We start from the raw sequence: 24,886 nt of genomic DNA, 5'->3' as shown, positions 1-24,886 counted from the left end.
GGAGGCGTCATGCAGTTCCCCCATGCACCACAGCAAGCACAATTGCCCCTGTTCGAAGCGTTCCTGGCCCAGCCGGTTCTGCCCGGACTGAAAGCCACCAAGCCAGCCCCACATGCGGGCACGGCGCAGGTTTTCAGCGAACTGTCCTTTCGTGGCGCATTGGGTAGCTGCCAGAACCTGCTGGCCCCCATGCTGCGTGAACTGAGCGAGTTGAGCGAGGAGCAGGACGCCCGCTGGCTGACCCTGATCGCCCCGCCAGCCATCCTCACCCACGCCTGGCTACGCGACGCAGGCCTCAATCGCGAACGCATCCTGCTGCTGCAGCCGCGCGGCAACCAAAGCGCCCTGCAACTGGCCTGCGATGCCCTGCGACTGGGCCGCAGCCATACGGTTGTCAGCTGGTTGAGCACCGTCAGCAGCAGCGCTCGCCAACAACTGAGCAACGCCGCCCGTACCGGAGACGCACAAAGCCTGAACATCCGCCTTGGGTGATGTTCAGGCTTGTTTCAAATGGGATTCGCCAGGCTTCCTCAGGACGAGGAAGCCATGCAGGACGATCAATGCAGGACGCGCGGCCCTTCGTCTCGCTCGATTTCGCCTTCTACCAGTTTGCCAGCCATCTGCACGCCGACGCTGAGCATGGCCTTTGCCACTTCAACGTGTTGACCCTGCAGGAAAGCCTTGGCGTCCTCGGAGAAATCCAGGGTTACCAGGGAGCCTTCGTCCTCGGCGCGGCGCAGCTCGATCCGGCCATCAGGCAACTCGACAATTTCTAGAAAGGACGTTGGCATAAGGGGCTGTTCTCCACGAAAGGCCACTATTGTATCAGCGACTGCCCCGATCAGCACTCACTCAAGCCCTCGCGAAAACGAACGGTGAGGCCCTTGAGATTCTGCCTCCAACTCTCCAGCTCTTCCCTCGACAGCGGCACTACCTCGGGCTCATCCAGGCTCACAGCCTGGATCAGCGGTTGGGTTACATCGGTTTTTGGCGCTTTTTTCGCGACCGGCGGTCGGAACAAATCGGCATAAGCTGCTAGCAGTTGCGCCAGCCAGGTTTCCCGCTGCTCTGCCAGCTCTACCAGCTCGGCCATTTCCGGAATGGCCACTGCCTCAAGCACTTCACGCGTCAACAGCAGTTCAGCGCGTGGCGCCCCTGCCTGGGGCAAACGATAGAACCCGGCAATCTCATGGCAAAGCCCCAGCAGCGCGCCATACAGATGGAACAGCGCGGATTCGCGCTCGGCCTGAATCAGCGCCTGGGCGTTCATGGCCCGGCTTTCCTGCGCCTTGCCCAAGGCCTCAAGGGCGAGGCCCGCGAAATAGATCTTCTGATTGGTACGGGTATAGAGTTCCTGGGCCATCTGGGTGCCCTCCGATAGGCTGCAAGGCGGTCAGTCAATTTACACTACTGAAAAGCATCGCGGGGCAAGCCCGCTCCTCCTGTGGGAGCGGTCTTGCCCCGCGGTCAGATGAATGCAGCGTGATCAGCGCTTATCTTCGACCTTCCAGGCATTGCCGTCGTAGAAAGCACGCCAGCCCGTCGGTTTGCCTTCGACCTCGGTCTGCACGTACTGCTCCTTGGTCTTGCGGCTGTAGCGGATCACCGCCGGGCGACCGTCCGGATCCTTTTTCGGCGCTTCGCAGAGGAAGTGGTACTTCGGATCGATCTCATCCTTGTGTGGAATGATCTCGATCACCAGTGGCGCACGGGTCTCTCGGTTTTTCGGGAACTGGCTGGCCGCCAGGAACAGGCCCGAAGCACCGTCACGCAACACGTAGGTGTCGTTGACCTTCTCGCACTTGAGCTCCGGCATCTTCACCGCATCCATCTTGGGCGGCGCCGCCTCGCCGCTCTTGAGCAGCTTGCGGGTGTTCTTGCATTCGGCATTGGTGCAACCGAAGAACTTGCCGAAGCGGCCGGTCTTGAGCTGCATTTCGCTACCGCACTTGTCGCACTCCAGGCTCGGCCCTTCGTAACCCTTGATGCGGTAGTTCCCTTCTTCGATCTCGTAGCCGGTGCAATCAGGGTTGTTACCGCAGATATGCAGCTTGCGCTTCTCGTCGAGCAGGTAGGCATCCATGGCGGTGGAGCAGATCGGGCAACGGTGCTTGTTGAGCAACACGCGCGATTCCGACTCGCCCTCGTCATCGGCTGCAATTTCATCACCCGGAACCAGGTTGACCGTGGCCTTGCAGCGTTCCTTGGGTGGCAGGCTGTAGCCCGAGCAACCCAGGAACACGCCCGTGGACGCAGTACGGATCATCATCGGCCGACCGCAATCCTTGCACGGAATGTTGGTCAGCGTCGGCTGGTTGGCACGCATGCCCTTCTCGGCATCCTCGGCCAGCTTCAGCTTGTTGCTGAAATCGCCGTAGAACTCGTCCAATACGTTCTTCCAGTCACGTTCGCCCTGGGCCACATCGTCGAGGTTCTCTTCCATGCCGGCGGTGAAGCCGTAGTCCATGAGATTGGAGAAACTCTCCGACAGGCGCTCGGTGACGATGTCGCCCATCTTCTCGGAATAGAAACGACGGTTGTGCAAGGTCACATAGCCGCGGTCCTGAATGGTCGAGATGATTGCCGCGTAGGTGGAAGGACGGCCAATACCGCGCTTTTCCATTTCCTTGACCAGGCTGGCCTCGGAGTAGCGTGCCGGCGGCTTGGTGAAGTGCTGGCTCGGATCGATCTGGATCAGCTTGAGCACTTCGCCCTGGCTCATCTCGGGCAGCACGTCGTCATCGCCCGGCTTGCTCTGTTGCGGCAGCACGCGGGTGTAACCGTCGAACTTGAGGATACGGCCCTTGGCGCGCAGCTCGAAGTCGCCAGCGGTGACACTGACGGTGGTCGACAGGTACTGCGCCGGCGGCATCTGGCAGGCCAGGAACTGGCGCCAGATCAGCTCGTACAGACGCTCTGCATCACGCTCCATGCCGCTGAGCTTGGTCGGATGCGTGTTCACGTCCGAAGGGCGGATAGCTTCGTGAGCTTCCTGGGCGCCCTCTTTGCTGCCGTAGACAATCGGCGCCTCGGGCAGGTACTTCTTGCCGAATTCGCTCTCGATGTAGCTGCGGGCCATTTCTACCGCATCGACAGAAAGGTTGGTCGAGTCGGTACGCATATAGGTGATGTAGCCAGCTTCGTACAGACGCTGGGCCATCATCATGGTTTTCTTCACCCCGAAGCCCAGGCGATTGCTCGCCGCCTGCTGCAGAGTGGAGGTGATGAAAGGCGCCGAAGGCTTGCTGCTGGTCGGACGGTCTTCGCGCTTGGCAACGGTATAGCTGGAGGCCTTGAGCTTCTCCAGGGCCGCCATGGCCTGGGCTTCGTTCAACGGCTTGAAGGCCTCGCCCTTCTCGCGAGCCACTTCGAAGCGCACCTTGGCGTCCTTGGCGGTCCCGAGGTCGGCATGCACTTCCCAGTATTCTTCCGGGATGAAGGCGCGGATTTCGCGCTCACGCTCGACCACCAGCTTCACCGCAACCGACTGCACGCGGCCAGCAGACAGGCCACGGGCGATCTTCTGCCACAACAGCGGCGAGACCATGTAGCCGACCACGCGATCGAGGAAACGACGCGCCTGCTGGGCGTTGACCCGGTCGATATCCAGCTCGCCTGGCTGCGAGAAGGCTTCCTGGATGGCCTTCTTGGTGATTTCGTTGAACACCACACGCTTGTAGCGGCTGTCGTCACCCCCGATGGCTTCGCGCAGGTGCCAGGCAATGGCTTCCCCCTCGCGATCCAAGTCGGTTGCGAGATAGATGGTGTCGGCATCCTTGGCCAGGCGACGCAGTTCGTCAATGACCTTTTCCTTGCCTGGGAGGATCTCGTACTTGGCTTTCCAGCCGTGGTCCGGATCGACCCCCATGCGCGCAACCAGCTGCTTGCGCGCCTTCTCTTTCGGCGACAGGGCCGGCGCCTCGCCTGCGGCTGCCTTGCCGCGCTTGGCGGCAGGCTCCTTGCTGGCGCTGGCCGAACCGCTGGTGGGCAGGTCTCGGATATGGCCGATACTCGACTTCACCACGTACTGGCTGCCCAGGTACTTGTTGATGGTCTTGGCCTTAGCCGGGGATTCCACAATGACCAGCGATTTGCCCATGGATCGGAAAATTCCTGAATACTGAAAATAAAAACACGGCAGGTACCTGACGCGGCACCGCTATATATAGTGGCAACACAGTGAGGTCAAGCGCGGGGCTTTATCCGCCCTCGGCATCGGGCCGCGAAAACAGCTCGGGTTCAGCCTTGACCAAAGCAAAGCGCGGCACTTGCTCGCCGTCAACCTCGACCGACTCCAGAAACATCGAAAGTGGTCGTACCCACAGCCCGAACTCGCCATACAGGGCCTGGTAGAACACCACCCACTCCTCGGTCTCGGAATGGCGCGCAGTGCCGAACACACGATACTCAGGCCCCTTGTAATGCCGGTATACGCCTGGTTGTATCTGCATGTTGCTCACCCTCTTGAAAAAAATATCCCGCAAAAAACAAAAACCGGGGCACAAGGCCCCGGCTTCCTTCCGCGAAGCGCTTAGACGCGTTCGAAGACGGTGGTGATGCCCTGACCCAGGCCGACGCACATGGTCGAGACGCCGAAGGTCCCGCCATTCTGCTTCATGACGTTGAGCAGAGTGCCGGAAATCCGCGCACCAGAGCAACCGAAAGGATGACCCAGGGCGATGGCGCCGCCGTGCAGGTTAACCTTCTCATCCATCTTGTCGAGCACTTTCAGATCTTTCAGCACTGGCAGGGCCTGTGCCGCGAAGGCTTCGTTGAGCTCGAAGAAGTCGATGTCGGCGATGGTCAGGCCAGCGCGCTTGAGCGCCTTCTGGGTCGCCGGCACCGGGCCGTAGCCCATGATGGCCGGGTCGACACCGGCCACCGCCATGGAACGGATCACGGCCAGCGGCTGGATGCCCAGGTCCTGGGCGCGCTGGGCCGACATCACGATCATGCAAGAGGCGCCGTCGGTGATCTGCGAGGACGTACCGGCAGTCACGGTACCGCCTTTAGGGTTGAAGGCAGGCTTCAACGCCGCGAGGCTTTCCAGGGTGGTGTCCGGGCGAATGGTTTCGTCGTAGTCGAACGTCTTCAGGAAACCGTTCTCGTCGTAACCCTGCATCGGGATGATTTCATCCTTGAACTTGCCTTCGACCGTCGCCTTGTGGGCGAGCTGGTGCGAACGCAGGCCGAACAGGTCCTGTTGCTCACGGCTGATGCCGTGCATCTTGCCCAGCATCTCGGCGGTCAGGCCCATCATGCCCGACGCCTTGGCGGCGTACAGCGACATGTGCGGGTTCGGATCGACACCGTGCATCATGCTGACGTGGCCCATGTGCTCGACACCACCGACAACGAACACATCGCCGTTGCCAGTCATGATCGCCTGTGCCGCGGTGTGCAGGGCGCTCATGGACGAGCCGCACAGACGGCTGACGGTCTGGCCGGCAGCAGTGTGAGGGATCTGGGTCATCAGCGAGGCCATGCGGGCGATGTTCCAGCCCTGCTCCAGGGTCTGGTTCACACAGCCCCAGATCACGTCCTCGACTTCGTTGGGGTCGACCTTGGTGTTGCGCTCCAGCACCTTGCTGATCAGGTGCGCAGACATGTCTTCGGCGCGGGTGTTGCGGTGCATGCCACCCTTGGAGCGGCCCATCGGCGTGCGACCGAAATCGACAATCACCACGTCTCTTGGATTCAGGCTCATATATTCTCTCGCTCTCTATCGTTGGGCGCTTAACCGAAGAAGCTCTGGCCGTTCTTGGCCATTTCACGCAGCTTCGCGGTGGGGTGGTACAGCGGACCCAGATCGGCGTACTTGTCTGCCAGGGCAACGAATTCGGCCACACCGATCGAGTCGATGTAGCGCAGTGCGCCGCCACGGAAGGGAGGGAAACCGATGCCGTAGACCAGACCCATGTCGGCTTCAGCGGCGGTTTCGACGATACCGTCTTCCAGGCAACGAACGGTTTCAAGGCACAGCGGGACCATCATCCAGTTGATGATGTCTTCGTCACTGACTTCACGCTGTTCGTAGACGACCGGCTTGAGCACTTCGAGTACCGAAGCGTCGGCGACTTTCTTCGGCTTGCCGCGCTTGTCGGTCTCGTAGGCGTAGAAGCCCTTGCCGTTTTTCTGGCCCAGGCGGTTGGCTTCGTAGAGTGCATCGACGGCCGAGCGACGGTCGTCTTTCATGCGGTCCGGGAAGCCTTCGGCCATCACGTCACGGCCGTGGTGGCCGGTGTCGATACCGACAACGTCCATCAGGTAGGCCGGGCCCATCGGCCAGCCGAATTTTTCCATGACCTTGTCGATGCGCACGAAATCGACGCCAGCGCTGACCAGCTTGGCGAAACCGCCAAAGTACGGGAACAGCACACGGTTGACCAGGAAGCCCGGGCAGTCGTTGACCACGATCGGGTTCTTGCCCATTTTCTTGGCGTAGGCAACGGTGGTGGCAACGGCTACGTCGCTGGACTTCTCACCACGGATGACTTCCACCAGCGGCATCATGTGCACCGGGTTGAAGAAGTGCATGCCGACGAAGTTTTCCGGACGCTTGAGGGCCTTGGCCAGCAGGTTGATGGAGATGGTCGAGGTGTTGGAAGCCAGGATGGCGTCTTCCTTCACCTGGCCTTCCACTTCTGCCAGCACCGCTTGCTTGACCTTCGGGTTCTCGACCACGGCTTCGACGACGATGTCGACATTGGCGAAGTCGCCATACGACAGGGTCGGGCGAATCGCATTCAGCGCTTCAGCCATTTTGGCTGGAGTCAGGCGACCTTTTTCAACGCGCTTGCCGAGCAGCTTGGAGGCCTCGTTCAGACCCAGCTGGATGGCTTCCTCGCGGATATCCTTCATCAGGATCGGAGTGCCCTTGACCGCCGACTGGTAGGCGATACCGCCACCCATGATGCCGGCGCCGAGTACGGCGGCCTGCTTCACATCGTGAGCGATTTCGTCATGTGCCTTGGCCTTGCGCTTGAGCTCCTGGTCATTGAGGAACAGGCCGATCAGGCTCTCGGCAACCGAGGTCTTGGCCAGCTTCACGAAACCTGCGGCTTCGATTTCCAGCGCCTTGTCGCGACCGAAGTTGGCCGCTTTCTGGATGCTCTTGATCGCTTCGACCGGTGCCGGGTAGTTAGGACCGGCCTGGCCTGCCACGAAACCTTTGGCGGTTTCGAAGGACATCATCTGTTCGATGGCGTTGAGCTTGAGTTTTTCCAGCTTAGGCTGACGCTTGGCCTTGTAGTCGAACTCGCCGCTGATGGCGCGCTTGACCAGGTCCAGGGCCGCTGCCTGCAGCAGCTCAGGGGCAACCACTGCATCGACGGCACCTACCTTCAGGGCGTCTTCAGCACGGTTTTCCTTACCGGCGGCAATCCACTCGATGGCGTTGTCGGCACCGATGATGCGCGGCAGGCGTACGGTACCGCCGAAGCCTGGGTAGATACCCAGTTTGACTTCCGGCAGGCCGATCTTGGCGCTGGTGGACATTACGCGGTAGTCGGCAGCCAGGCACATTTCCAGGCCGCCGCCCAGGGCGATGCCGTTGATCGCGGCTACGGTCGGCACGGCCAGGTCTTCGAAATCGCTGAAAATCCGGTTGGCTTCCAGGTTGCCGGCGACCAGTTCGGCCTCGGGCAGCTTGAAGTTATCGACAAACTCGGTGATGTCCGCGCCGACGATGAACACGTCTTTGCCACTGCTGACAATCACGCCCTTGATAGAGGCGTCGGCCTTGATGGTGTCTACGGCCTGACGCAATTCGCTCAGGGTTAGACGGTTGAACTTGTTGACGGACTCACCCTTGAGGTCGAACTTCAATTCGACGATGCCGCTTTCAAGAGCCTTAACCGTGATGGCTTTACCTTCGTAAATCATCAACTGATCTCCACGATATGGAAGCTGAACTGTACACGCCGATCGCTGGTGAAAAACCCGGCCGGCCCAAGGCCGTTGTTTGCCGAATCCTTGCGCCAGGCACACCCGTCAGCGCGATAGTCGGGATTCTGTAAGAGCATTCTGACAATACAAACGCTCAATTCATACGCCCGTTTGATTTGGGTACGCACACATTCAACGAAAAAATCGCTGTTGTCAAATACCCAAAAGCAGCTTGAAAACGCGACTTTGCGGTCATTATTCACTGTTCGTAAGCAAACACCGGCTTCGGTGATCTGGCCGTATTCATCACGACGATAATGGTCAAAGGCTTACACCTGCGTGAGCAGGATAGACATGCGCCGACGCGCACAACGGAGAGATTCAAAAAAGCGGCAGGTAGCGCGAGGCCCGCTACACTGGGAGGAAGTCAACTACACCGGCCTGCCTGGCCCGTCTGCCCGATGCGTAATCGGGCTTTTTATTGAGCGCGGTCAGGCGAGGGCTTTCAATACATCGGCAATATCCTGCAATACAGCCGTTTCACCTCGTTCACCCCAGTACAGGGCAACCATTTGTGTACCGGCCTCGACCTTGTAGACGCTGTCGGGCAGGCGCGCGAACTGCGCCATCAAGGCAGGATCGCTGCAGGGTTCGCGCCATTGGTTCAGCCAGGTACCCGGCGTGGTCTGCCAATAGCTCCAGCTGTCCGCTCTGCCCTGGCGGCGAGGCCGCACGTACTGCGCGCAAGGGCTGGGAGGCTCCTTGGGCAGCCAGTGTGGCCACTGCTGAGGCGCCAGCTGCATGTTCAAGCCCATGCGTCGGGCCTCCATGCGCAGGGCCATTCGGCCACTCTGGTTGCGCGAAGGGCGCAACCAGGCCAGAGGACTCAAAATCAGCGCAAGGATTGACACCACTAGCCAGACCGTCATATCTGTTGTTCCCATAAAGCTTTGCAAATGAGCTGGTTAGCCGGGGTTTGAAGCGATCAGCCTGAAACCGACCATACTTGAACTAATGCAACTGTCAGGAGAGCTACTCATGCCCTACGAACATATTCTGGTTGCCGTCGACCTGACCGAAGAATGCGACCCGGTCATCAAGCGCGCCCGTGAGCTGGCTACACCCGCGGGCACCAAGGTATCCCTGGTGCACATTGTCGAACCGATGGCCATGGCCTTTGGTGGCGATGTCCCCATGGACCTCTCGCAGCTGCAACAGCAACAGTTCGACCAGGCCAAGGAGCGCATGGACCGCCTGTTCACCAAGTACCCTGAAATCAATCGCGGCGACTCGCACCTGACCTACGGCCAGCCTCGCCAGGAAATCCACCAGTTGGCCAAGGACCAGAGTTGCGACCTGATCGTGGTGGGCAGCCATGGCCGTCACGGCCTGGCCCTGCTGCTGGGCTCCACGGCCAACGACGTCCTGCACGGCGCACCATGCGATGTGCTGGCCGTACGCCTGCAGAAAAAAGCCGAGTAACGCAAAAGGCCCGACGCACGATCGTCGGGCCTCTCTCTTCAGCTGTCCAGTTCGGCCCAGCGCTCCACCAGGACATCCAGCTCAGCCTGCATCTGCTCCAGACGTGCCAGTACGGCACTGGTCTGGTCGATTGGGCGCTGGTAGAAGGCCGGATCGGAAATCTCTTCCTGCACCGCAGCCATCTTCTGCTCCAGGGCGTCGATCTGACCAGGCAAGGCTTCCAGCTCACGCTGCAGCTTGTAGCTGAGCTTCTTCTTTGGCGCCTCGGCGACCGGCGCAACGACCGGAGCCGGCGCTACGGCTTCGACCACCGCGGTGTTCAGTTCCGACTTGCCTGACTTGCTCTCGGTGACACCGAGCAACTTCGGCGAACCACCCTGGCGAATCCAGTCCTGATAGCCACCGACGTACTCGCGTACCTTGCCCTCGCCTTCAAAGACCAGGGTGCTGGTGACCACGTTGTCCAGGAACGCCCGGTCGTGGCTGACCATCAGCACGGTGCCCTTGAATGCCGACAACACCTCTTCGAGCAACTCGAGGGTTTCTACGTCCAGGTCGTTGGTCGGTTCGTCGAGCACCAGCAGGTTGGCAGGCTTGCTGAACAGTTTGGCCAGCAACAACCGTGCACGTTCACCGCCAGACAGCGCCTTGACCGGCGTACGCGCACGCTGCGGACTGAACAGGAAGTCGCCCAGGTAGCTCAACACGTGACGGTTCTGCCCGTCGATCTCGATGAAGTCGCGACCTTCGGAAAGGTTGTCGATCACGGTCTTTTCCAGGTCCAGCTGATGGCGCAACTGGTCGAAGTAAGCCACCTCCAGACGGGTACCGGCTTCAATCTTGCCGCTGGTGGGCTCAAGGCCGCCGAGCATCAGCTTGAGCAAGGTGGTCTTGCCGGTACCGTTGGCGCCGAGCAGGCCGATACGGTCCTCGCGCTGCAGGACCATGGAGAAATCCTTGACCAGTTGCGGGCCGCCCGGGTGGCTGAAGCTGACATTCTCCAGCACCATCACCTGCTTGCCGGACTTCTCGGCAACGTCGAGCTGGATGTTGGCCTTGCCGGTACGCTCGCGACGTTCGCTGCGTTCTACACGCAGTGCCTTGAGTGCGCGTACGCGGCCTTCATTGCGGGTACGCCGGGCCTTGATGCCCTGGCGAATCCACACTTCTTCCTGGGCCAGCTTCTTGTCGAACAGGGCGTTGGCGGTTTCTTCGGCCGCCAGCATGGCTTCCTTGTGCACCAGGAAGCTGGCGTAGTCACCGTTCCAGTCGATCAGGCCGCCGCGGTCCAGTTCGAGGATGCGCGTGGCCAGGTTCTGCAGGAAGGAACGGTCGTGGGTGATGAACAGCACGGCGCCGCCAAAACCACTGAGGGCTTCTTCAAGCCAGGCGATGGCACCGATGTCCAGGTGGTTGGTCGGTTCGTCGAGCAGCAGCAGGTCGGGCTCGGACACCAGTGCCTGGGCCAGCAACACGCGGCGACGCCAGCCACCGGACAGCTCGGCCAGGGTTTTGTCGGCCGGCAGTTGCAAGCGGCTCAGGGTGCTGTCGACCAACTGCTGCAGGCGCCAGCCGTCACGCGCTTCCAGGTCGTGCTGGACGTGCATGAGTTTTTCCAGGTCGGCATCGCTGTGGATGTTCTGGCTCAGGTGGTGGTATTCGGCCAGCAAGGCGCCGACACCGTCGAGGCCTTCAGCCACCACATCGAACACCGTACGGCCATCGGCCACCGGCAGCTCCTGCGGCAGCTCGCCGATCTTGAGCCCAGGGGCACGCCAGACATCACCGTCATCAGGCTTCTGGTCACCCTTGACCAGGCGCAGCATGCTCGATTTGCCAGTACCGTTACGGCCGATGATGCACACCCGCTCACCACGGGCGATCTGCCAGGACACCTTGTCCAACAACGGCATGGCGCCGAACGCAAGGGACACATCGCTTAATTTGAGCAGGGTCATGATCTTCTCCAAAAACAGGGCGCGCATTCTACCCGACTTGGGCCGGCTTCACATTAAGCAGGCGCTCCTACAGACTATTCCGACGACAGACTGCCCGATTACAACTCGATACAAGCACAATGCTTTCATCCGCCGTTGGCAAACGGCTAAGCTTAAGCAACGTAATCCCAACAGTGCTGGCTTCGCCGTCACTTTTCATGGTCAAACTGCCCGGAAGTCTCATGCGCAGCCGCCTGTTCAGCCTAGTTTCCTGCCTGCTTCTCTCGGCCTCCGCGGCCAGCGTCGCCCAGGCCACCGACATCACCGTACAACGCCAATACTATGACGAGGCCAAGCGTGCCCTGGCCAAGGGCGACAAGGGCCCGTACCTGCGCTATGCCCAGGCGCTGCGCGACTACCCATTGACGCCCTACCTCGCCTACGACGAGCTGACCGCACGCCTTAAAAGCGCCAGCAATGAAGAGATCGAGAAATTCCTCGCCGCCCACGGCGACCTGCCCCAGTCCAACTGGATGAAATTGCGCTGGCTGCGCTGGCTGGCCGAACGTGGCGACTGGGCGACCTTCAACCGCTACTACGATCCCAAGTTGAATTTCACCGAGCTCGACTGCCTCAATGGCCAATACCAACTGAGCCACGGCCAGCGGGCCGAAGGTTTTGCCACCGCCGAAAAACTCTGGCTGGTGGGCAAGTCGCAACCCGCTGCCTGCGATGCCCTGTTCAATCGCTGGGCGGCCGAAGGCCAGCTCACCGAGCAGAAGCGCTGGGAGCGCATCAAGCTGGCCGCCCAGGCCCGCAACTATGCGCTGGCCAACACCCTGAACAAGGACCTCACCACCCTTGCCCCTCAAGGCCGCCTGCTGGTAGACGTGGCGCAAAAGCCACAACTGCTCAATCAGCCTGGGCGCTTCGTGCCGGTCAACGAGGCGATGTCCGACGTGGTCAGCCTGGGCCTGCGACGCCTGGCCCGCCAGGATCCGGAGCGGGCCATGAGCCTGCTGGACGACTACGCCAACCGCATGCATTTTTCCCGCGATGAAAAAGTCGCCATCGCCCGGGAAATCGGCCTGACTCTGGCCCGCCGCTATGACCCGCGCGCCCTCGACCTGATGACCCGCTACGACCCAGAGCTGCGCGACAACACCGTCACCGAATGGCGACTGCGCCTGTTGCTGCGCCTGGGCCGCTGGGAAGAAGCCTACGAGCTGACCAAGCGCCTGCCCCAGGACCTGGCCAGCAGTAACCGCTGGCGCTACTGGCAGGCTCGCAGCCTGGAGCTGGCCCAGCCGAAGAACCCGCAGGTTCCGATGTTGTACAAGACGGTCGCTCGCGAGCGCGACTTCTACGGTTTCCTCGCCGCCGACCGCGCGCAAACCCCATACCAGCTGAACAACAAGCCACTGGTGCTGAGCCAGGCCTTGATGAACAAGGTGCGTAATACCCCGGGAATCCGTCGCGCCCTGGAGTTCCACGCCCGCGGCCAGATCGTCGATGGCCGACGCGAGTGGTACTACGTCAGCCGTCACTTCAACCGCGATGAAATGGTCGCCCAGGCCAAGCTTGCCTACGACATGCGCTGGTACTTCCCGGCCATCCGCACGATCAGCCAGGCGCAGTACTGGGACGACCTGGATATCCGCTTCCCGATGGCCCATCGGGACACGCTGGTCCGCGAAGCCAAGGTACGTGGCCTGCATTCGAGCTGGGTGTTCGCCATTACTCGCCAGGAAAGCGCCTTCATGGAAGATGCTCGCTCCAGCGTCGGGGCCAGCGGCCTCATGCAACTGATGCCGGCCACCGCCAAGGAGACCGCGCGCAAGTTCAGCATCCCGCTGGCGTCACCGGCGCAGGTGTTCAACCCGGACAAGAACATCCAGCTGGGGGCGGCCTACCTGAGCCAGGTGCACAGCCAGTTCAACGGCAACCGGGTACTGGCATCGGCGGCCTACAATGCCGGCCCAGGGCGCGTGCGCCAATGGTTGCGCGGCGCCGACCACCTGAGCTTCGATGTGTGGGTCGAGTCGATTCCGTTCGATGAAACCCGCCAATACGTGCAAAACGTGTTGTCGTACTCGGTGATCTACGGGCAGAAGCTCAATTCGCCACAGCCGCTGGTGGACTGGCATGAGCGCTATTTCGATGATCAGTGAGTGAATGAAGCCTCGTGGGGCAAGCCCGCTCCTAACAGCAGGAGCGGGCTTGCCCCACGATCGTTATTCCAGCACCGTTACTGTCATCCCTACTTCCAGTACCCCGCTACCATCAGCCACCAGGTTCTGCCCGAACAGTACATCCCCTTCCTTCTGCCGGTACGTCTTGAGCGTGGCCAAGGGTTCGCGGTCGGCACTGCGCTCGCCAGTCTGCGGGTCGATGGTGGTCAGGATGCAGCGCTCACACGGTTTGAGCACACGAAACTCCATTTCGCCGATACGAATGCGCTTCCAGCCGTCTTCGGCAAAGGCTTCGCCCCCCTCCACCACCAGGTTGGGACGAAAGCGCAGCATCTCCACCGGTCGACCGACCCGCTGCGCCAGGTCATCGAGCGATGCCTGGCCGATCAGCAACAGGGGAAAACCGTCGGCAAAGGCCACCCGATCACTGTTGAGGCCATAGCCATTGGGCAAATAGCGGGCACGCTGCTCAGGCACATGGACCAGGCGCACCTCCTTGCCAATGAATTCACTGAGCCACTGCGCCGCTTCGTCACCGGCATCCGGCACGCGCAACGTATCGCGCCAGATCAGGACACCACGCAGATTGCTATCGCTTTCGGGCACCGGCACATGCAACGACGTACGCCCTGCAGCGTCCAGGATCAGCCCGCCGTCTTCGGCACAGGTCGCCGACAGCTGGCTCATCTGCGGATAGGCGCGCTGGGTCAGGAAGCGTCCGTTGTCGCGCTCCACCAACATCCAGCGACGGTCTGCGTTCAACCCCAGCATGTCCAGCGAGGAAGAGTGCAGCGCCTGGGCGCGTGCGGACTTGAGCGGGTAGCGGTACAGAGCACTCAGACGCATTTCTAGCTGCCTTGCTTGAGGGTCGGAGGCCTAGCTTATACCGACTCAGACCGTCACTTCATCCAGCATCAGGCGCTGGCGTACGACGTCGACCAACTTGTCGGGCTGGAACTTGGACAGGAAGTTGTCGCAGCCGACCTTTTTCACCATCGACTCGTTGAAGCTGCCGGACAGCGACGTGTGCAGCACCACGTACAACGAACGCAGGCGTGCATCGTTGCGGATCTCGGTGGTCAGGCGATAGCCGTCCATTTCCGGCATCTCGGCATCGGTGAAGACCATCAGCAGCTTTTCGCAAACATTCTCGCCAGCATCTGCCCAGCCCTTGAGCATGCGCAGCGCCTTGAGGCCATCGCTGGCCACATGCATCTTCACGCCCAGCTGGGACAAGGTATCGCGCAACTGCGCCAAGGCCACAGAAGAGTCATCCACCAGCAGCACCTCACGACCACGGGCACGAGCCATCAGCGGATCCTCGAGCTTTTCACGCGAGACCCTGGCGTTGTACGGCACGATCTCAGCCAGTACTTTTTCGACGTCGATGATCTCCACCAACTGGTCGTCGACCTTGCTGATTGCCGTCAGATAATGCTGGCGACCGGCACTGGAAGGGGGTGGCATGATGGCCTCCCAGTTCATGTTGACGATACGATCGACCCCACCTACCAGGAACGCCTGCACGGAGCGGTTGTACTCGGTGACGATGATGGTGCTGCCTGGGCCGGGCGTGATCGGGCGCATGCCGATGGCCTGCGAAAGATCGATCACCGGCAGGGTCTGCCCGCGCAGGTTGACCACGCCGCAGACGAATGGGTGGCGTTGCGGCATCAAGGTCAGCTTGGGCATTTGCAGCACTTCCTGGACCTTGAACACGTTGATCGCGAACAACTGCCGGCCGGCCAGGCGAAACATCAGGATTTCCAGGCGGTTCTCACCTACCAGCTGCGTTCTTTGGTCTACCGTGTCGAGAATGCCAGCCATTGAAGAACCCCCAGTCGTGTTCGAAGAAATGAATTCAATGGCCCTGTATCGGCCAGATCGCACGCAGCTTGACCCCTGAAGAAAATGCGCGGCCAATCATTGATGTCATTTTAACATCATGCTTTACTGCGCTCACTCCCTTCCTGTCGCGATTGCCTCCAAAGGGTCGCGATCAAAACACCCCATCAGGGAAACCCCTAGTGACAATCGGGTGAGACCTGATGTTCGCGATATCCATTAGCCATTAATGTGACGCCATTCTCATTGCATGAACGGAGTCAGGCTTTTGTCAGCGATCGCCTCATTGTTGCCAATCCTTGCTCCAGCCCTGTGTGCTGGAGCCAAATGATGACTATCGACTCACTGATCAGCAGCGCCCTGCAGGATTTCCTGGTGGATGCCCAGGTCCTGCTGACCAAGGCCGAAGAGTGCCTGCAGCACCTGGAGCTGATCGACAACGACCCGGATGCCTGCCACTGCCTGAACGACACCCTCGCGATCCTGGTCTCCCGCGCCCAGGCGCTGGGACTGGTGGAGGTGGCTGGCTACTGCCAGCAACTGCAGCAGTTGCTTGAGTCGGCACAGGCACCGATCCACCTGCCCGAAGGTGCACTCACGGCCATACAGGACTGTTTGACGTTGCTGGCCTGGCAATTGGAGTTGGTCGATCCGCGCACCGGTCGCCTCAACCTGGACACCGAGGAGCAAGTGGTGCTGCTCGACAACCTGGCGACTGCCCTGCACCCGTCTCAAGCCTGCGCGCCCTGCACCTTGAGCATGAGCCCCTGCGAGCACCCTGCCCAGGTACCCAAAATGGCAATGGGGCGCTCAACTACGGGCAACTAAGCAACCTTAGTAAACTATTTGCCCAACTCAGTTCATGGTATTGAGCGCCATATACTAAGGTGGAACTTTGCCTACACACCGATCACTTGTTCGCGCTCGCGAAACTGCTGATCTAATTCATCTTGTAATAGTTTTTTTGCGCTTCCAGCTGATGGCAAAGTGCTAGGCCAGTGCGCGCGCCGGAACCTCTCTACCCGCCCGTAAAACCTGATGATTCAGACAGTTATAGGAGTCCGCGACCATTTGTATTTGAAGTGATACCATGCACACCGCAGGATGACTTTTACACTTGGGTTGACCGATATTTCGATTCCTTCATTTGTCACACGCCTTTCATCAACGCGCCCGACAACGACCGTCAACTATTATTGAAGGCAATACGGCAACGCCTCTAGCTTGACCATTGCAAGACTTCGATAGCGAAATTTCAGTGGCTTCATTTTCTATGCTCACAAGCCTCAAGACACTCACGCACTGGCGTCCCGGGGCCGCCCTGTTGCGCTGGTCGACCGCGCTTCTGTGCCTGGCCTCGATCATTGCCAACCTGGCGCTGTACCTGAGCGGCCAACCGATGCCTGCCAGCGTGATGGCCCTGCACCTGGTGGCGATGTTGAGCATCGGCTGCCACCTGCGCCACTGGGCACGCACGATTGCCATGCGCCCAGCCGAACTTGCCGATCGCCTGCTCAAAGTCCAGGAAAACGAGCGCCAGCGCCTGAGCCGCGAGCTTCACGACGAAATCGGTCAACTGCTGACTGCAGCAAAACTCCAGGTCAGCTGGCTGCAACGTCGCGCGCCGAACGAGTTGCAGGCGCAATGCAGCACCCTGCTCAGCACACTGGATGACACCCTGGCCAACGTGCGCGACGTTGCAGCCATACTCAACCCGCGCCAGCTTGCCAGCCTGGGGCTGGAGGCCAGTCTGCGCGCGCATTTGCTGCGAACCCTGGAGAACACCGACGTCAACTGGAGCCTGGAGTGCCGCCAGCGCCTGGGTGGCGTACCCGAGGAGATGGCCATCGCGGCCTTCCGCATCACCCAGGAAGCGGTAACCAACATGCTGCGCCATGCCCGCGCCGGCAACCTGCTAGTACGCATCCAACGCCTGCCTGAAGGATTGTCATTGACGATCGACGATGACGGCCAGGGGTTCTTGCCCGCCAGCAACCCAGCCGACGAAGGGCAACGGGGCATGGCCGGCATGGCCGAACGCGCCACCTTGCTCGGTGGCAACCTGTCGGTCAGCAGCCAACCTGGCCAAGGCACCCGGATCCATGCCTTGTTTCCCTGGCCGCCGCGCACCCTCGAACGCGCCAAGACAAGTACCGCCCCATGACCTGTAAATTGCTGCTGGTGGACGACCACTCACTGATTCGCGCCGGAGTCCGCGCCCTGGTGTCGGACATCCCCGGGTACACCGTGATTGGCGAAGGCGACGATGGCAGCCAGGTCGTCGAGCTGGTCGAGCAACTGGACCCGGATATCGTCCTGCTGGACATTTCCATGCGCTCGACCAGCGGCTTGCAAGCCCTCGGCTGCCTGCGCGCCAGCGGCTGTCGCAGCAAGGTGCTGATCCTGTCGATGCACACCGACCCCGAACTGATCATGCAGGCCCTGGAAAGCGGCGCCCATGGCTACCTGCTCAAGGACACCACGGCCACCGAACTGGAACAGGCATTGGCGGCGCTGCGCAGCAACGAGCGTTACCTGAGCCCTGCGATTGCCCACACCGTAATCAACCAGGCCCTGCTGCGAGCCCAGACCGGCAAGCCGCCCGCCACCGAAAACCACAACCTGACGGCCCGCCAGCTGGAAATCCTGCGCCTGATCGTGCGCGGCAAGTCCACCCGAGAAATCGCCCAAGGGCTGGGCTTGAGCATCAAGACCGTCGAAACCCACCGCTCACAGATCATGAAACGCCTGCAGATCTATGACGTGGCAGGTCTTGTGCTGTTCGCCGTACGCGAGCAGATCATCAGCCTCGACGACTGAGCAGCGGCGATCCGACCGGCAGGTGCACCCGCAACGCCGCTGCCAGCACCTCGAAGCGCAGGCTGTCCCCTTGCAACGGCTCTCCGTCCAGGTTGATGTCCAGGCCTTGCGAGCATTTGATCTCGACCCACGGCAGACGCGCCCGCACCAACATGTTTTCAAGGCCCAGTCCATCGCTGAGCAAGCTACGCAAGGCGCCCACCACTTCCTGTGGCGCCGGCAGAATACTGATGTCCAGTAACCCGTCATCCACCAGTGCCTCGGGGCACAGCACATGCCCACCCCCTGCCTGGCGGCCGTTGCCGATTCCCAGCGCCAACAGGTCTCCGCGCCATTTGAAATCCGGGCCGTGCAGCTCCACCGAGGCCGCACTGAGCTCGCTGAAGCGGGACAAGCCCGTGAACAGGTAGGCTGCCGCGCCTAATACCTTCTTCAGGTCTTCAGAGGTATTGGCCGTTACCTGGCTGCCAAAGCCGCCAGTGGCCATATTGAGAAATACCTGCTCGCCGACCTGCCCCAGGTCGATGGCCGTGGCGGGCACCTCCAGCAGTGCCAACGCCTGATCGGGTTCCAGCGGTATGCCGGCGGCGCGCGCAAAATCATTGGCCGTGCCTAGCGGCAGAAGCACCAGGCTGGCCTGGGTACGGGCCCGGGCCATGGCCTCGGCGACGTCACGCAAGGTGCCATCGCCGCCGCCAGCCACCAGATGACCGTACCCGGCTGCCAGGGCCTCCTCGACCAAACGCGCGGCATCACCGCCCTCCCAGGTCACTCGCACATCCAACTGCCAACCGCGTTCACGCATGGCGACAACGGCCGCCCGCACCTGCTCGTTCATGGCTTGCTTGCCATGCAGGATCATCAAAGCCTTGCGCTGCGCCATAGTGTCTCCCACTTAATCAAGTCCCTCGAGCGCATTTGGACCTGCGCAAATGAGCGAATGCTGCACACCTTGCGGTCGATGTAACGGATAATTCCCAGGCACCTCTTCATACAAAATTGTAAGTATGGCCATTTGGACCCAGCACTCGACAAATAATTGGCCATACTTAATACAAACAACAAGAGTGACATTTTATTGACACTCCTTTCCGTTTCCTAATACCCATCCTGCACTGTAGCTCCAGTGCACTGACTTCAAGGCCGTAGAATGAGCGCTCTGATTCCCTGCATCATCGCTGGTGGCGCCGGCACCCGGCTTTGGCCCGTTTCCCGCGAAGCCATGCCCAAGCCCTTCATGCGCCTGCCCGATGGCCAGAGCCTGCTGCAAAAAACCTTTTCGCGCGCTGGCAAACTGTCCGGCATTGAGCGCGTGCTGACCGTGACCCACCGTGACGTGTACTTCCGTACGCTGGATGAATACCGCCAGGTGAACCAGACCGGCCTGGACCTGGACTTTATCCTCGAGCCGTTCGGGCGCAATACGGCGCCCGCCATTGCCGCCGCAGCCCTGCACTGCGCGCACCTGCATGGCGAAGACGCCCAATTGCTGGTACTGCCAGCCGACCACCTGATTACCGACACCGCTGCCTTCGAGCGCGCCGTCAGCGAGGCTCGCACACTGGCGGCGCAAGGTTGGCTGACAACGTTCGGCCTGGTTCCCGACCGTGCAGAAACCGGTTTTGGCTACATCGAAAAAGGCCAGCCGCTGACCGGGAATGGCTACAGGGTCGCGCACTTTGTCGAAAAGCCCGATGCCACCCGCGCCCAAGCGTATCTGCAGGGGGGCCAGCATCTGTGGAATGCCGGCATGTTCTGCATGCGCGTGGACGCGATCCTCGCCGAGCTTGAGCAGCACGCCCCCGAACTGCTGGCTGCCGTCAATCGGTGCATACAACACAGCCCATGCAAGCAGGGCCTGGGCGAGCAGCAACTGGAGCTCGACGCGACAATGTTCGACAAGGTCCCCGACATTTCCATCGACTACGCCGTGATGGAAACCTCTCAGCGGGTCGCCGTATTGCCAGCGCAGCTTGGCTGGAGCGATATCGGCTGCTGGCAGGCCGTACGCGAGCTTCAGGCAGCCGACCCCCAGGGCAACCGCTGCAACGGCGAAACCGTGCTGCACGACGTGTCCAACTGCTACATCGACTCGCCGCGCCGCCTGGTAGGCGGCGTCGGCCTGGACAACCTGATCATCATCGATACACCTGACGCCCTGCTGGTTGCCGATGCCTCGCGCAGCCAGGAGGTCAAGGTGATTGCCCAGCAGTTGAAGCGCCAGGGCCACACGGCCTATCGCCTGCACCGTACGGTCGATCGCCCGTGGGGCACCTACACGGTGCTCGAGGAAGGCCCGCGCTTCAAGATCAAGCGCATCGTGGTCCGCCCGCAAGCGTCACTCTCACTGCAAAAGCACCATCACCGCAGCGAACACTGGATTGTGGTCAGCGGCACTGCCCGGGTGACCAACGGTGAACAGGAGTTCCAGCTCGACACCAACGAATCGACCTTCATCAAGCCGGGGCGGGTACATCGCCTGACCAACCCCGGCGTGATCGACCTGGTCATGATCGAAGTACAAAGTGGCGAATACCTGGGTGAGGACGACATCGTGCGCTTTACTGATAGCTACGGACGCGCCCGGGAGCCAGCCATCAGCTGAGACCCTGGGCGCGTCCTTGTTGTCTGCATGTCGTCACCGCCCGGCACTAGAGGAAAGGGGTCATGCGCGTACTCTGGACACTGCCCTACCTGCCCTGGCCGACCACCAGCGGCGGCAAATCCCGGCAATATCACTTGCTGCGCAGCCTGGCGCAGCGCGGCCACCAGATCACCTTGCTGGTGCAGTCGAAAATCCCTCCCAGCGAAGCTGCGCGCCAGGCGCTCGAGCCACTGCTCGAACGCCTGATCGTGTTGCCCAGGCGGCCCTTGCACAGCCCGCTGAATGTCCTCGCGGCGCTGTATGTCGGTTATCCCATGCGGGCCAGTGTCAACGGCCTTGCGCCGCACCTGCGTCACTGCTTCGAACACCTGCTGGACGAACACTGGGATGTGATCCAGATCGAACACAGCTACAGCTTCCAACCCTTCGAAAAAGCCCTGCAAGCCCGCGGCCTGCCCTTCGTACTCAGCGAACACACCATCGAATCAACGGCAGGCGATGCCTGTCACGACCGCCTGCCGCTGTGGCTGCGCCCCTTCAATGCCTTCGACCGCTGGCGCTATCGGCACTGGGAACGCCGAGTGCTGAGCCAGGCCGATGAAGTGGTCGCGGTAAGCCCTATCGATGCCGAACACATCAGCCACCTGACCAGCAACCCGGCATCGCTGGTGATCAACGGCGTCGACTGCACGCACTTTCGCGACATTCACCCCTCACCGCACAGTCAGCGGCTGCTATTTGTCGGTAACTTCGAGCACGGTGCCAGCCTTGAAGCCATCGAATGGGCGCTGGAAGACATCCTGCCGCAGGTCTGGCAGAGCAACCCGGCGGTGCGCCTGGCCGTGGTGGGGTATGGGCTGCCAGAGAGCTGGAAGTCGCGCTGGACCGATCCGCGAATCGAATGGGTGGGTTATCTGCCCGACCTGCGCGAGCTGCAACGGCACTCGGCGATTTTCTTCGCCCCGCTTCGCTATGGCGGCGGTTCGAAAATCAAGGTACTGGAAGCCATGGCCGCAGGCTTGCCGGTCGTCACCACACTCAAGGGAGTGTCCGGGTTGCAAGTAGCGCTGGGCGAGCACTACCTGGGCAGCGATGACCCCGATCAACTGGCCCTGCTGATCACCCAATTGCTCAACCAGCCCTGGCGCATGCGCCAACTGTCGGAGGCGGCGCGCCAGTTCGTCAACGACCGCCATGACTGGAGCATTGCCGCTGCCCAGCTCGAGAACGTCCATGCGCGCCTGAGCCAGCGCGCGCCGGCATGTGAGCAGCCGAGCAGCGATGGACTGCTCAGCCGTTCAGCCGAGTAGTTCGCTCAAGGGGATGAACTGCACAGTGTCGCCCTTGGTCGGCGTGGTGCCCTCACGGACTTCCACCAGGCCCTCGGCCCACGCGGCACTGCGCAGCACGCCCGAGTTCTGGTTCTTGTAGATAAGGGCCTGGCCCTGCTCCAGACGTGCTCGCAGGTACTCCCGGCGATGGCCAGCTACCGGCCAGTCGAAACCCGAAGGCACTGCAAACTGCAGCGGCGTCACATCGACGACACCCTGGCGGCGCAGCAGGTACGGCCGCGTGAGCAGCCCGAAGGTCACCAGCGTCGAGGCCGGATTGCCCGGTAACCCGATGACCGGCACGCCTTGATAATGACCGAAGGTCAACGGCTTGCCGGGCTTGATCGCCAGCTTCCACAGCGCCAGCTCCCCGGCTTCGCGCAAGGCAAGCCCCAGATAATCCGCCTCGCCTACCGACACGCCCCCGGTCGAGAGAATCAGGTCGACGTGCTGCAAGCCAGCCAGGCAATCGCGGGTTTTCTGCAGGTCATCGGCAAGAATCCCGGCATCGATCACCTCGCACCCCAGGCGTTGCAACCAACTCACCAACAATCGCCGGTTACTGTTGTAGATCTGCCCCGGCCCCAGCGGCAAGCCCGGCTCCACCAGCTCATCGCCGGTGGACAGCACGGCTACCTTGACCCTGCGCACCACCGCGAGCTCGGCAAAACCGAGCGTCGCGGCCAGGCCCAATTCGATTGGCCCCAGGCGGGTACCGGCGGCCAGCACCGAGTCCCCTTTGCGAGCCTCCTGCCCCTGCGGGCGAACATTCTGGCCGATGCGCAGCGGCTCGGTGAAGCGCACGCGCTGATCGTCCTCTACCTCGGCGTTTTCCTGCATTTCGACGCAATCGGCACCTGGCGGCAGTGGCGCACCGGTGAAGATACGCGCACAGGTTCCCGGCTGCAGCGGCTGCGGCGCGTGTCCGGCGAAGATCCGCTGGCTGACCGGCAACGACTCGCCCTGCCAGTCGTCCAACCGCAGTGCATAGCCGTCCATGGCGCTGTTGGGCCAGGGCGGCAGGTCGAGGTTTGCAACCAGCTCCTCGGCCAGCACGCGACCTTCGGCATCGGCCAGGGCGACGGTCTCGGTGCCTGCAATCGGGGCGGCCTCGGCCAGCGCCAGCAAACGCGCGAGGGCCTCTTCGACCGGCATCAATGGCTTGCTCACAGGCGCCTCAGCCACGGCTGGCGCAGGGTTCGGCCTGCTTCAGGTGAGTGACGAAATTGCAGGGGCGATGACGGGCATCCAGCTGTTCGGCGAGAATGCCGTCCCAGCCGGTGCGCACGGCATTGGTGGAGCCTGGCAGGCAGCACACCAGGGTGCCATTGGCCAGCCCTGCCAAGGCGCGGGACTGCACGGTGGAGGTGCCGATGTCTGCCACAGAGATGTGCCGGAACAGCTCACCGAAGCCCTCGACCTGCTTGTCCAGCAGGCAAGCGACCGCTTCAGGGGTGCTGTCGCGGCCAGTGAAGCCGGTACCGCCGGTGATCAGCACCACCTGCACCTGATCGTCGGCAATCCAGGTCGCTACCTGGGCGCGGATCTTGTACAGATCGTCCTTGAGCAACACCCGTGCGGCAAGGCCATGGCCGGCTTCGGTAAGACGATCGACGAACATCTGGCCAGAGGTATCGGTTTCCAGGGTACGGGTATCGCTGACCGTCAACACCGCGATGTTCAGCGGCACGAAAGGTACATCTGCCTTGGCTTTCATCAGATCTTGAATCCATATTGAGGGGGAATATGCAGCGGATTTATATCACAGCCCTACATGGGATTTTTGCCCATCCACAACACCGCGCAGGGGCTATGCTGCAATCTACAAGGAACTTGCGCAGCCACACTGCGTCTCAAGGACAATACGCACCATCCTTTACTGGAGACACACCATGATTAAACGGACCCTTCCCGCCTTCCTGCTCGCCCTGGGTCTGGGCACCCTGGCTGGCTGTGCATCGCCAACCGTCATCACCCTGAATGACGGGAGAGAAATCCAGGCAGTCGACACGCCGCAGTACGACGAAGAGTCGGGTTTCTACGAATTCGAACAACTTGATGGCAAGCAAACCCGTATCAACAAGGATCAGGTGCGTACCGTCAAGGACCTCTGACACCTGCGCCAAGCCTCCCGAAGGGGGCTTGCCGGGGAGCAAATTTTGAGTAATATTTTCTCCATCGGAGTGTAGCGCAGCCAGGTAGCGCGTCTCGTTCGGGACGAGAAGGCCGCAGGTTCGAATCCTGTCTCTCCGACCAGATTACTCAACGAAAAGCCCGCCCTGATGCGGGCTTTTTCATGCCCGTCATTCTACAAACTGCACTGGCCAGCATTGCGCCGCAGCAACAGGGCCAGCAGAATGCGCGCCTTTCGAACTTTGAGGTTGATTCACATGCGTAAGACTCTTGCCGCCCTGACCCTGGGCCTGCTGTGCGCGCAAGGCGCCGTGGCCGGCGATGGCCAGACCGCTCTTGGCGGTGGCCTGGGTGGTGCTTTGGGTAACGTGGTCGGGCAGAAGCTTGGCGGCAGTACCGGTGCCGCAATCGGTGCCGGTGTCGGTGGTGCCACCGGCAGCGCCATGGCCGCGAAAAAAGGCAACAAGACCAAGGCAGCCATTGGCGGCGGCCTGGGTTCGGCTGGTGGCTCGCTGGTCGGCAACAAGCTGGGCGGCAAGACCGGTGCCACCATTGGTGCAGGCCTGGGTGGTGCTGCCGGCGGCGCCCTGGGCAACAACCTGGCGGATGACCATCGCAAGAAGCGTCACTGATAGCGCCATTCGCGGGGCAAGC

Annotated in this window: 23 protein-coding genes and 1 tRNA gene; 11 read left to right on the top strand and 13 right to left on the bottom strand. The window is 61.4% G+C overall.

Going from position 1 to position 24,886, the window contains the following annotated elements; all coding sequences use genetic code 11:
- Positions 1–9: 9 nt before the first annotated feature.
- Positions 10–492 carry an SOS-induced cell division inhibitor SulA gene (sulA, locus tag NPS58_RS01865; protein WP_274113096.1) on the top strand — a complete coding sequence of 161 codons (483 nt, stop codon included), beginning with the start codon at positions 10–12 and terminating at the stop codon, positions 490–492.
- A 65-nt stretch (positions 493–557) separates the two neighbouring features.
- On the opposite strand, the gene NPS58_RS01860 is transcribed toward sulA, so the two are convergent.
- The 7 genes from NPS58_RS01860 to NPS58_RS01830 all read right to left on the bottom strand — a co-directional run bounded on the left by NPS58_RS01860 (position 558) and on the right by NPS58_RS01830 (position 8,816).
- On the bottom strand, positions 558–791 hold the full coding sequence (locus tag NPS58_RS01860; RefSeq protein ID WP_010226971.1) for a hypothetical protein: 234 nt from the start codon (positions 789–791) through the stop codon (positions 558–560).
- A gap of 50 nt (positions 792–841) precedes the next feature.
- Positions 842–1,363, bottom strand: a complete 522-nt coding sequence (locus NPS58_RS01855) for a DUF6586 family protein (RefSeq protein ID WP_274113093.1) — start codon at positions 1,361–1,363, stop codon at positions 842–844.
- A gap of 123 nt (positions 1,364–1,486) precedes the next feature.
- The gene (gene topA, locus NPS58_RS01850; RefSeq protein WP_274113091.1) at positions 1,487–4,099 is read right to left on the bottom strand and encodes a type I DNA topoisomerase; all 2,613 of its coding nucleotides are present in this window, start codon (positions 4,097–4,099) and stop codon (positions 1,487–1,489) included.
- A gap of 100 nt (positions 4,100–4,199) precedes the next feature.
- Positions 4,200–4,451 (bottom strand): DUF1653 domain-containing protein, encoded by a 252-nt coding sequence (locus NPS58_RS01845; protein ID WP_028945923.1) that lies wholly within the window; start codon positions 4,449–4,451, stop codon positions 4,200–4,202.
- An 80-nt stretch (positions 4,452–4,531) separates the two neighbouring features.
- Complete coding sequence (gene fadA / locus NPS58_RS01840) at positions 4,532–5,707, bottom strand: acetyl-CoA C-acyltransferase FadA (protein ID WP_028945922.1); 1,176 nt, start codon at positions 5,705–5,707, stop codon at positions 4,532–4,534.
- Between the two features lie 29 nt (positions 5,708–5,736).
- The gene (fadB, locus tag NPS58_RS01835) at positions 5,737–7,884 is read right to left on the bottom strand and encodes a fatty acid oxidation complex subunit alpha FadB (protein ID WP_274113090.1); all 2,148 of its coding nucleotides are present in this window, start codon (positions 7,882–7,884) and stop codon (positions 5,737–5,739) included.
- A 494-nt stretch (positions 7,885–8,378) separates the two neighbouring features.
- Positions 8,379–8,816, bottom strand: a complete 438-nt coding sequence (locus NPS58_RS01830; protein WP_274113089.1) for a hypothetical protein — start codon at positions 8,814–8,816, stop codon at positions 8,379–8,381.
- A 109-nt stretch (positions 8,817–8,925) separates the two neighbouring features.
- Between NPS58_RS01830 and NPS58_RS01825 the strand changes: the two genes are divergently transcribed.
- Complete coding sequence (locus NPS58_RS01825; RefSeq protein ID WP_274113088.1) at positions 8,926–9,369, top strand: universal stress protein; 444 nt, start codon at positions 8,926–8,928, stop codon at positions 9,367–9,369.
- 38 nt (positions 9,370–9,407) lie between these two features.
- On the opposite strand, the gene NPS58_RS01820 is transcribed toward NPS58_RS01825, so the two are convergent.
- Positions 9,408–11,327 carry an ATP-binding cassette domain-containing protein gene (locus tag NPS58_RS01820; RefSeq protein WP_274113087.1) on the bottom strand — a complete coding sequence of 640 codons (1,920 nt, stop codon included), beginning with the start codon at positions 11,325–11,327 and terminating at the stop codon, positions 9,408–9,410.
- Positions 11,328–11,548: 221 nt separating this feature from the next.
- Here NPS58_RS01820 and NPS58_RS01815 point away from each other — a divergent pair, with 221 nt between their 5' ends.
- Complete coding sequence (locus NPS58_RS01815) at positions 11,549–13,477, top strand: transglycosylase SLT domain-containing protein (protein WP_274113086.1); 1,929 nt, start codon at positions 11,549–11,551, stop codon at positions 13,475–13,477.
- A gap of 63 nt (positions 13,478–13,540) precedes the next feature.
- Here the strand turns inward: NPS58_RS01815 and NPS58_RS01810 are convergent, their stop codons facing one another.
- Complete coding sequence (locus tag NPS58_RS01810) at positions 13,541–14,344, bottom strand: MOSC domain-containing protein (protein WP_274113085.1); 804 nt, start codon at positions 14,342–14,344, stop codon at positions 13,541–13,543.
- A 45-nt stretch (positions 14,345–14,389) separates the two neighbouring features.
- Entirely contained in the window at positions 14,390–15,325 is a 936-nt protein-coding gene (locus tag NPS58_RS01805) for a chemotaxis protein CheV (RefSeq protein ID WP_274113084.1), read from the bottom strand.
- 345 nt (positions 15,326–15,670) lie between these two features.
- On the opposite strand from NPS58_RS01805, the gene NPS58_RS01800 reads away from it, so the two are divergent.
- The 3 genes from NPS58_RS01800 (at position 15,671) to NPS58_RS01790 (ending at position 18,163) form a co-directional block, all read left to right on the top strand.
- A complete protein-coding gene (locus NPS58_RS01800) occupies positions 15,671–16,171 on the top strand; it encodes a histidine kinase (RefSeq protein ID WP_425313012.1) in 501 nt (166 codons plus the stop codon).
- A 445-nt stretch (positions 16,172–16,616) separates the two neighbouring features.
- Entirely contained in the window at positions 16,617–17,507 is an 891-nt protein-coding gene (locus tag NPS58_RS01795; protein WP_274113082.1) for a sensor histidine kinase, read from the top strand.
- Positions 17,504–18,163, top strand: coding sequence for a response regulator (locus NPS58_RS01790; protein ID WP_274113081.1), 660 nt, complete (start codon positions 17,504–17,506; stop codon positions 18,161–18,163). The genes NPS58_RS01795 and NPS58_RS01790 overlap by 4 nt, the downstream gene beginning before the upstream one ends.
- Here the strand turns inward: NPS58_RS01790 and yegS are convergent.
- Positions 18,147–19,046, bottom strand: coding sequence for a lipid kinase YegS (gene yegS, locus NPS58_RS01785; RefSeq protein ID WP_274113080.1), 900 nt, complete (start codon positions 19,044–19,046; stop codon positions 18,147–18,149). The genes NPS58_RS01790 and yegS overlap by 17 nt on opposite strands.
- A gap of 267 nt (positions 19,047–19,313) precedes the next feature.
- Between yegS and NPS58_RS01780 the strand changes: the two genes are divergently transcribed.
- Together NPS58_RS01780 and NPS58_RS01775 are read left to right on the top strand one after the other, a co-directional pair.
- Complete coding sequence (locus NPS58_RS01780; protein WP_274113079.1) at positions 19,314–20,768, top strand: mannose-1-phosphate guanylyltransferase/mannose-6-phosphate isomerase; 1,455 nt, start codon at positions 19,314–19,316, stop codon at positions 20,766–20,768.
- Positions 20,769–20,830: 62 nt separating this feature from the next.
- Positions 20,831–22,078 carry a glycosyltransferase family 4 protein gene (locus tag NPS58_RS01775; RefSeq protein ID WP_274113078.1) on the top strand — a complete coding sequence of 416 codons (1,248 nt, stop codon included), beginning with the start codon at positions 20,831–20,833 and terminating at the stop codon, positions 22,076–22,078.
- On the opposite strand, the gene glp is transcribed toward NPS58_RS01775, so the two are convergent.
- On the bottom strand, positions 22,067–23,254 hold the full coding sequence (glp, locus tag NPS58_RS01770; RefSeq protein ID WP_274115335.1) for a gephyrin-like molybdotransferase Glp: 1,188 nt from the start codon (positions 23,252–23,254) through the stop codon (positions 22,067–22,069). The two genes, NPS58_RS01775 and glp, sit on opposite strands and share 12 nt — an antisense overlap.
- A gap of 22 nt (positions 23,255–23,276) precedes the next feature.
- Positions 23,277–23,816 (bottom strand): molybdenum cofactor biosynthesis protein B, encoded by a 540-nt coding sequence (gene moaB, locus NPS58_RS01765; protein WP_274113077.1) that lies wholly within the window; start codon positions 23,814–23,816, stop codon positions 23,277–23,279.
- A gap of 175 nt (positions 23,817–23,991) precedes the next feature.
- Between moaB and NPS58_RS01760 the strand changes: the two genes are divergently transcribed.
- The 3 genes from NPS58_RS01760 to NPS58_RS01750 all read left to right on the top strand — a co-directional run bounded on the left by NPS58_RS01760 (position 23,992) and on the right by NPS58_RS01750 (position 24,864).
- The gene (locus tag NPS58_RS01760; protein ID WP_028945906.1) at positions 23,992–24,213 is read left to right on the top strand and encodes a YgdI/YgdR family lipoprotein; all 222 of its coding nucleotides are present in this window, start codon (positions 23,992–23,994) and stop codon (positions 24,211–24,213) included.
- A gap of 65 nt (positions 24,214–24,278) precedes the next feature.
- A tRNA-Pro gene (locus NPS58_RS01755) sits at positions 24,279–24,355 on the top strand.
- A gap of 134 nt (positions 24,356–24,489) precedes the next feature.
- Complete coding sequence (locus NPS58_RS01750) at positions 24,490–24,864, top strand: glycine zipper domain-containing protein (RefSeq protein ID WP_274113076.1); 375 nt, start codon at positions 24,490–24,492, stop codon at positions 24,862–24,864.
- The last annotated feature ends 22 nt before the right edge of the window (positions 24,865–24,886 follow it).

The sequence above is a fragment of the Pseudomonas putida genome (assembly GCF_028682455.1).
Lineage (GTDB): Bacteria > Pseudomonadota > Gammaproteobacteria > Pseudomonadales > Pseudomonadaceae > Aquipseudomonas > Aquipseudomonas putida_AA.
This window is presented reverse-complemented; position numbering and strand designations above follow the sequence as displayed.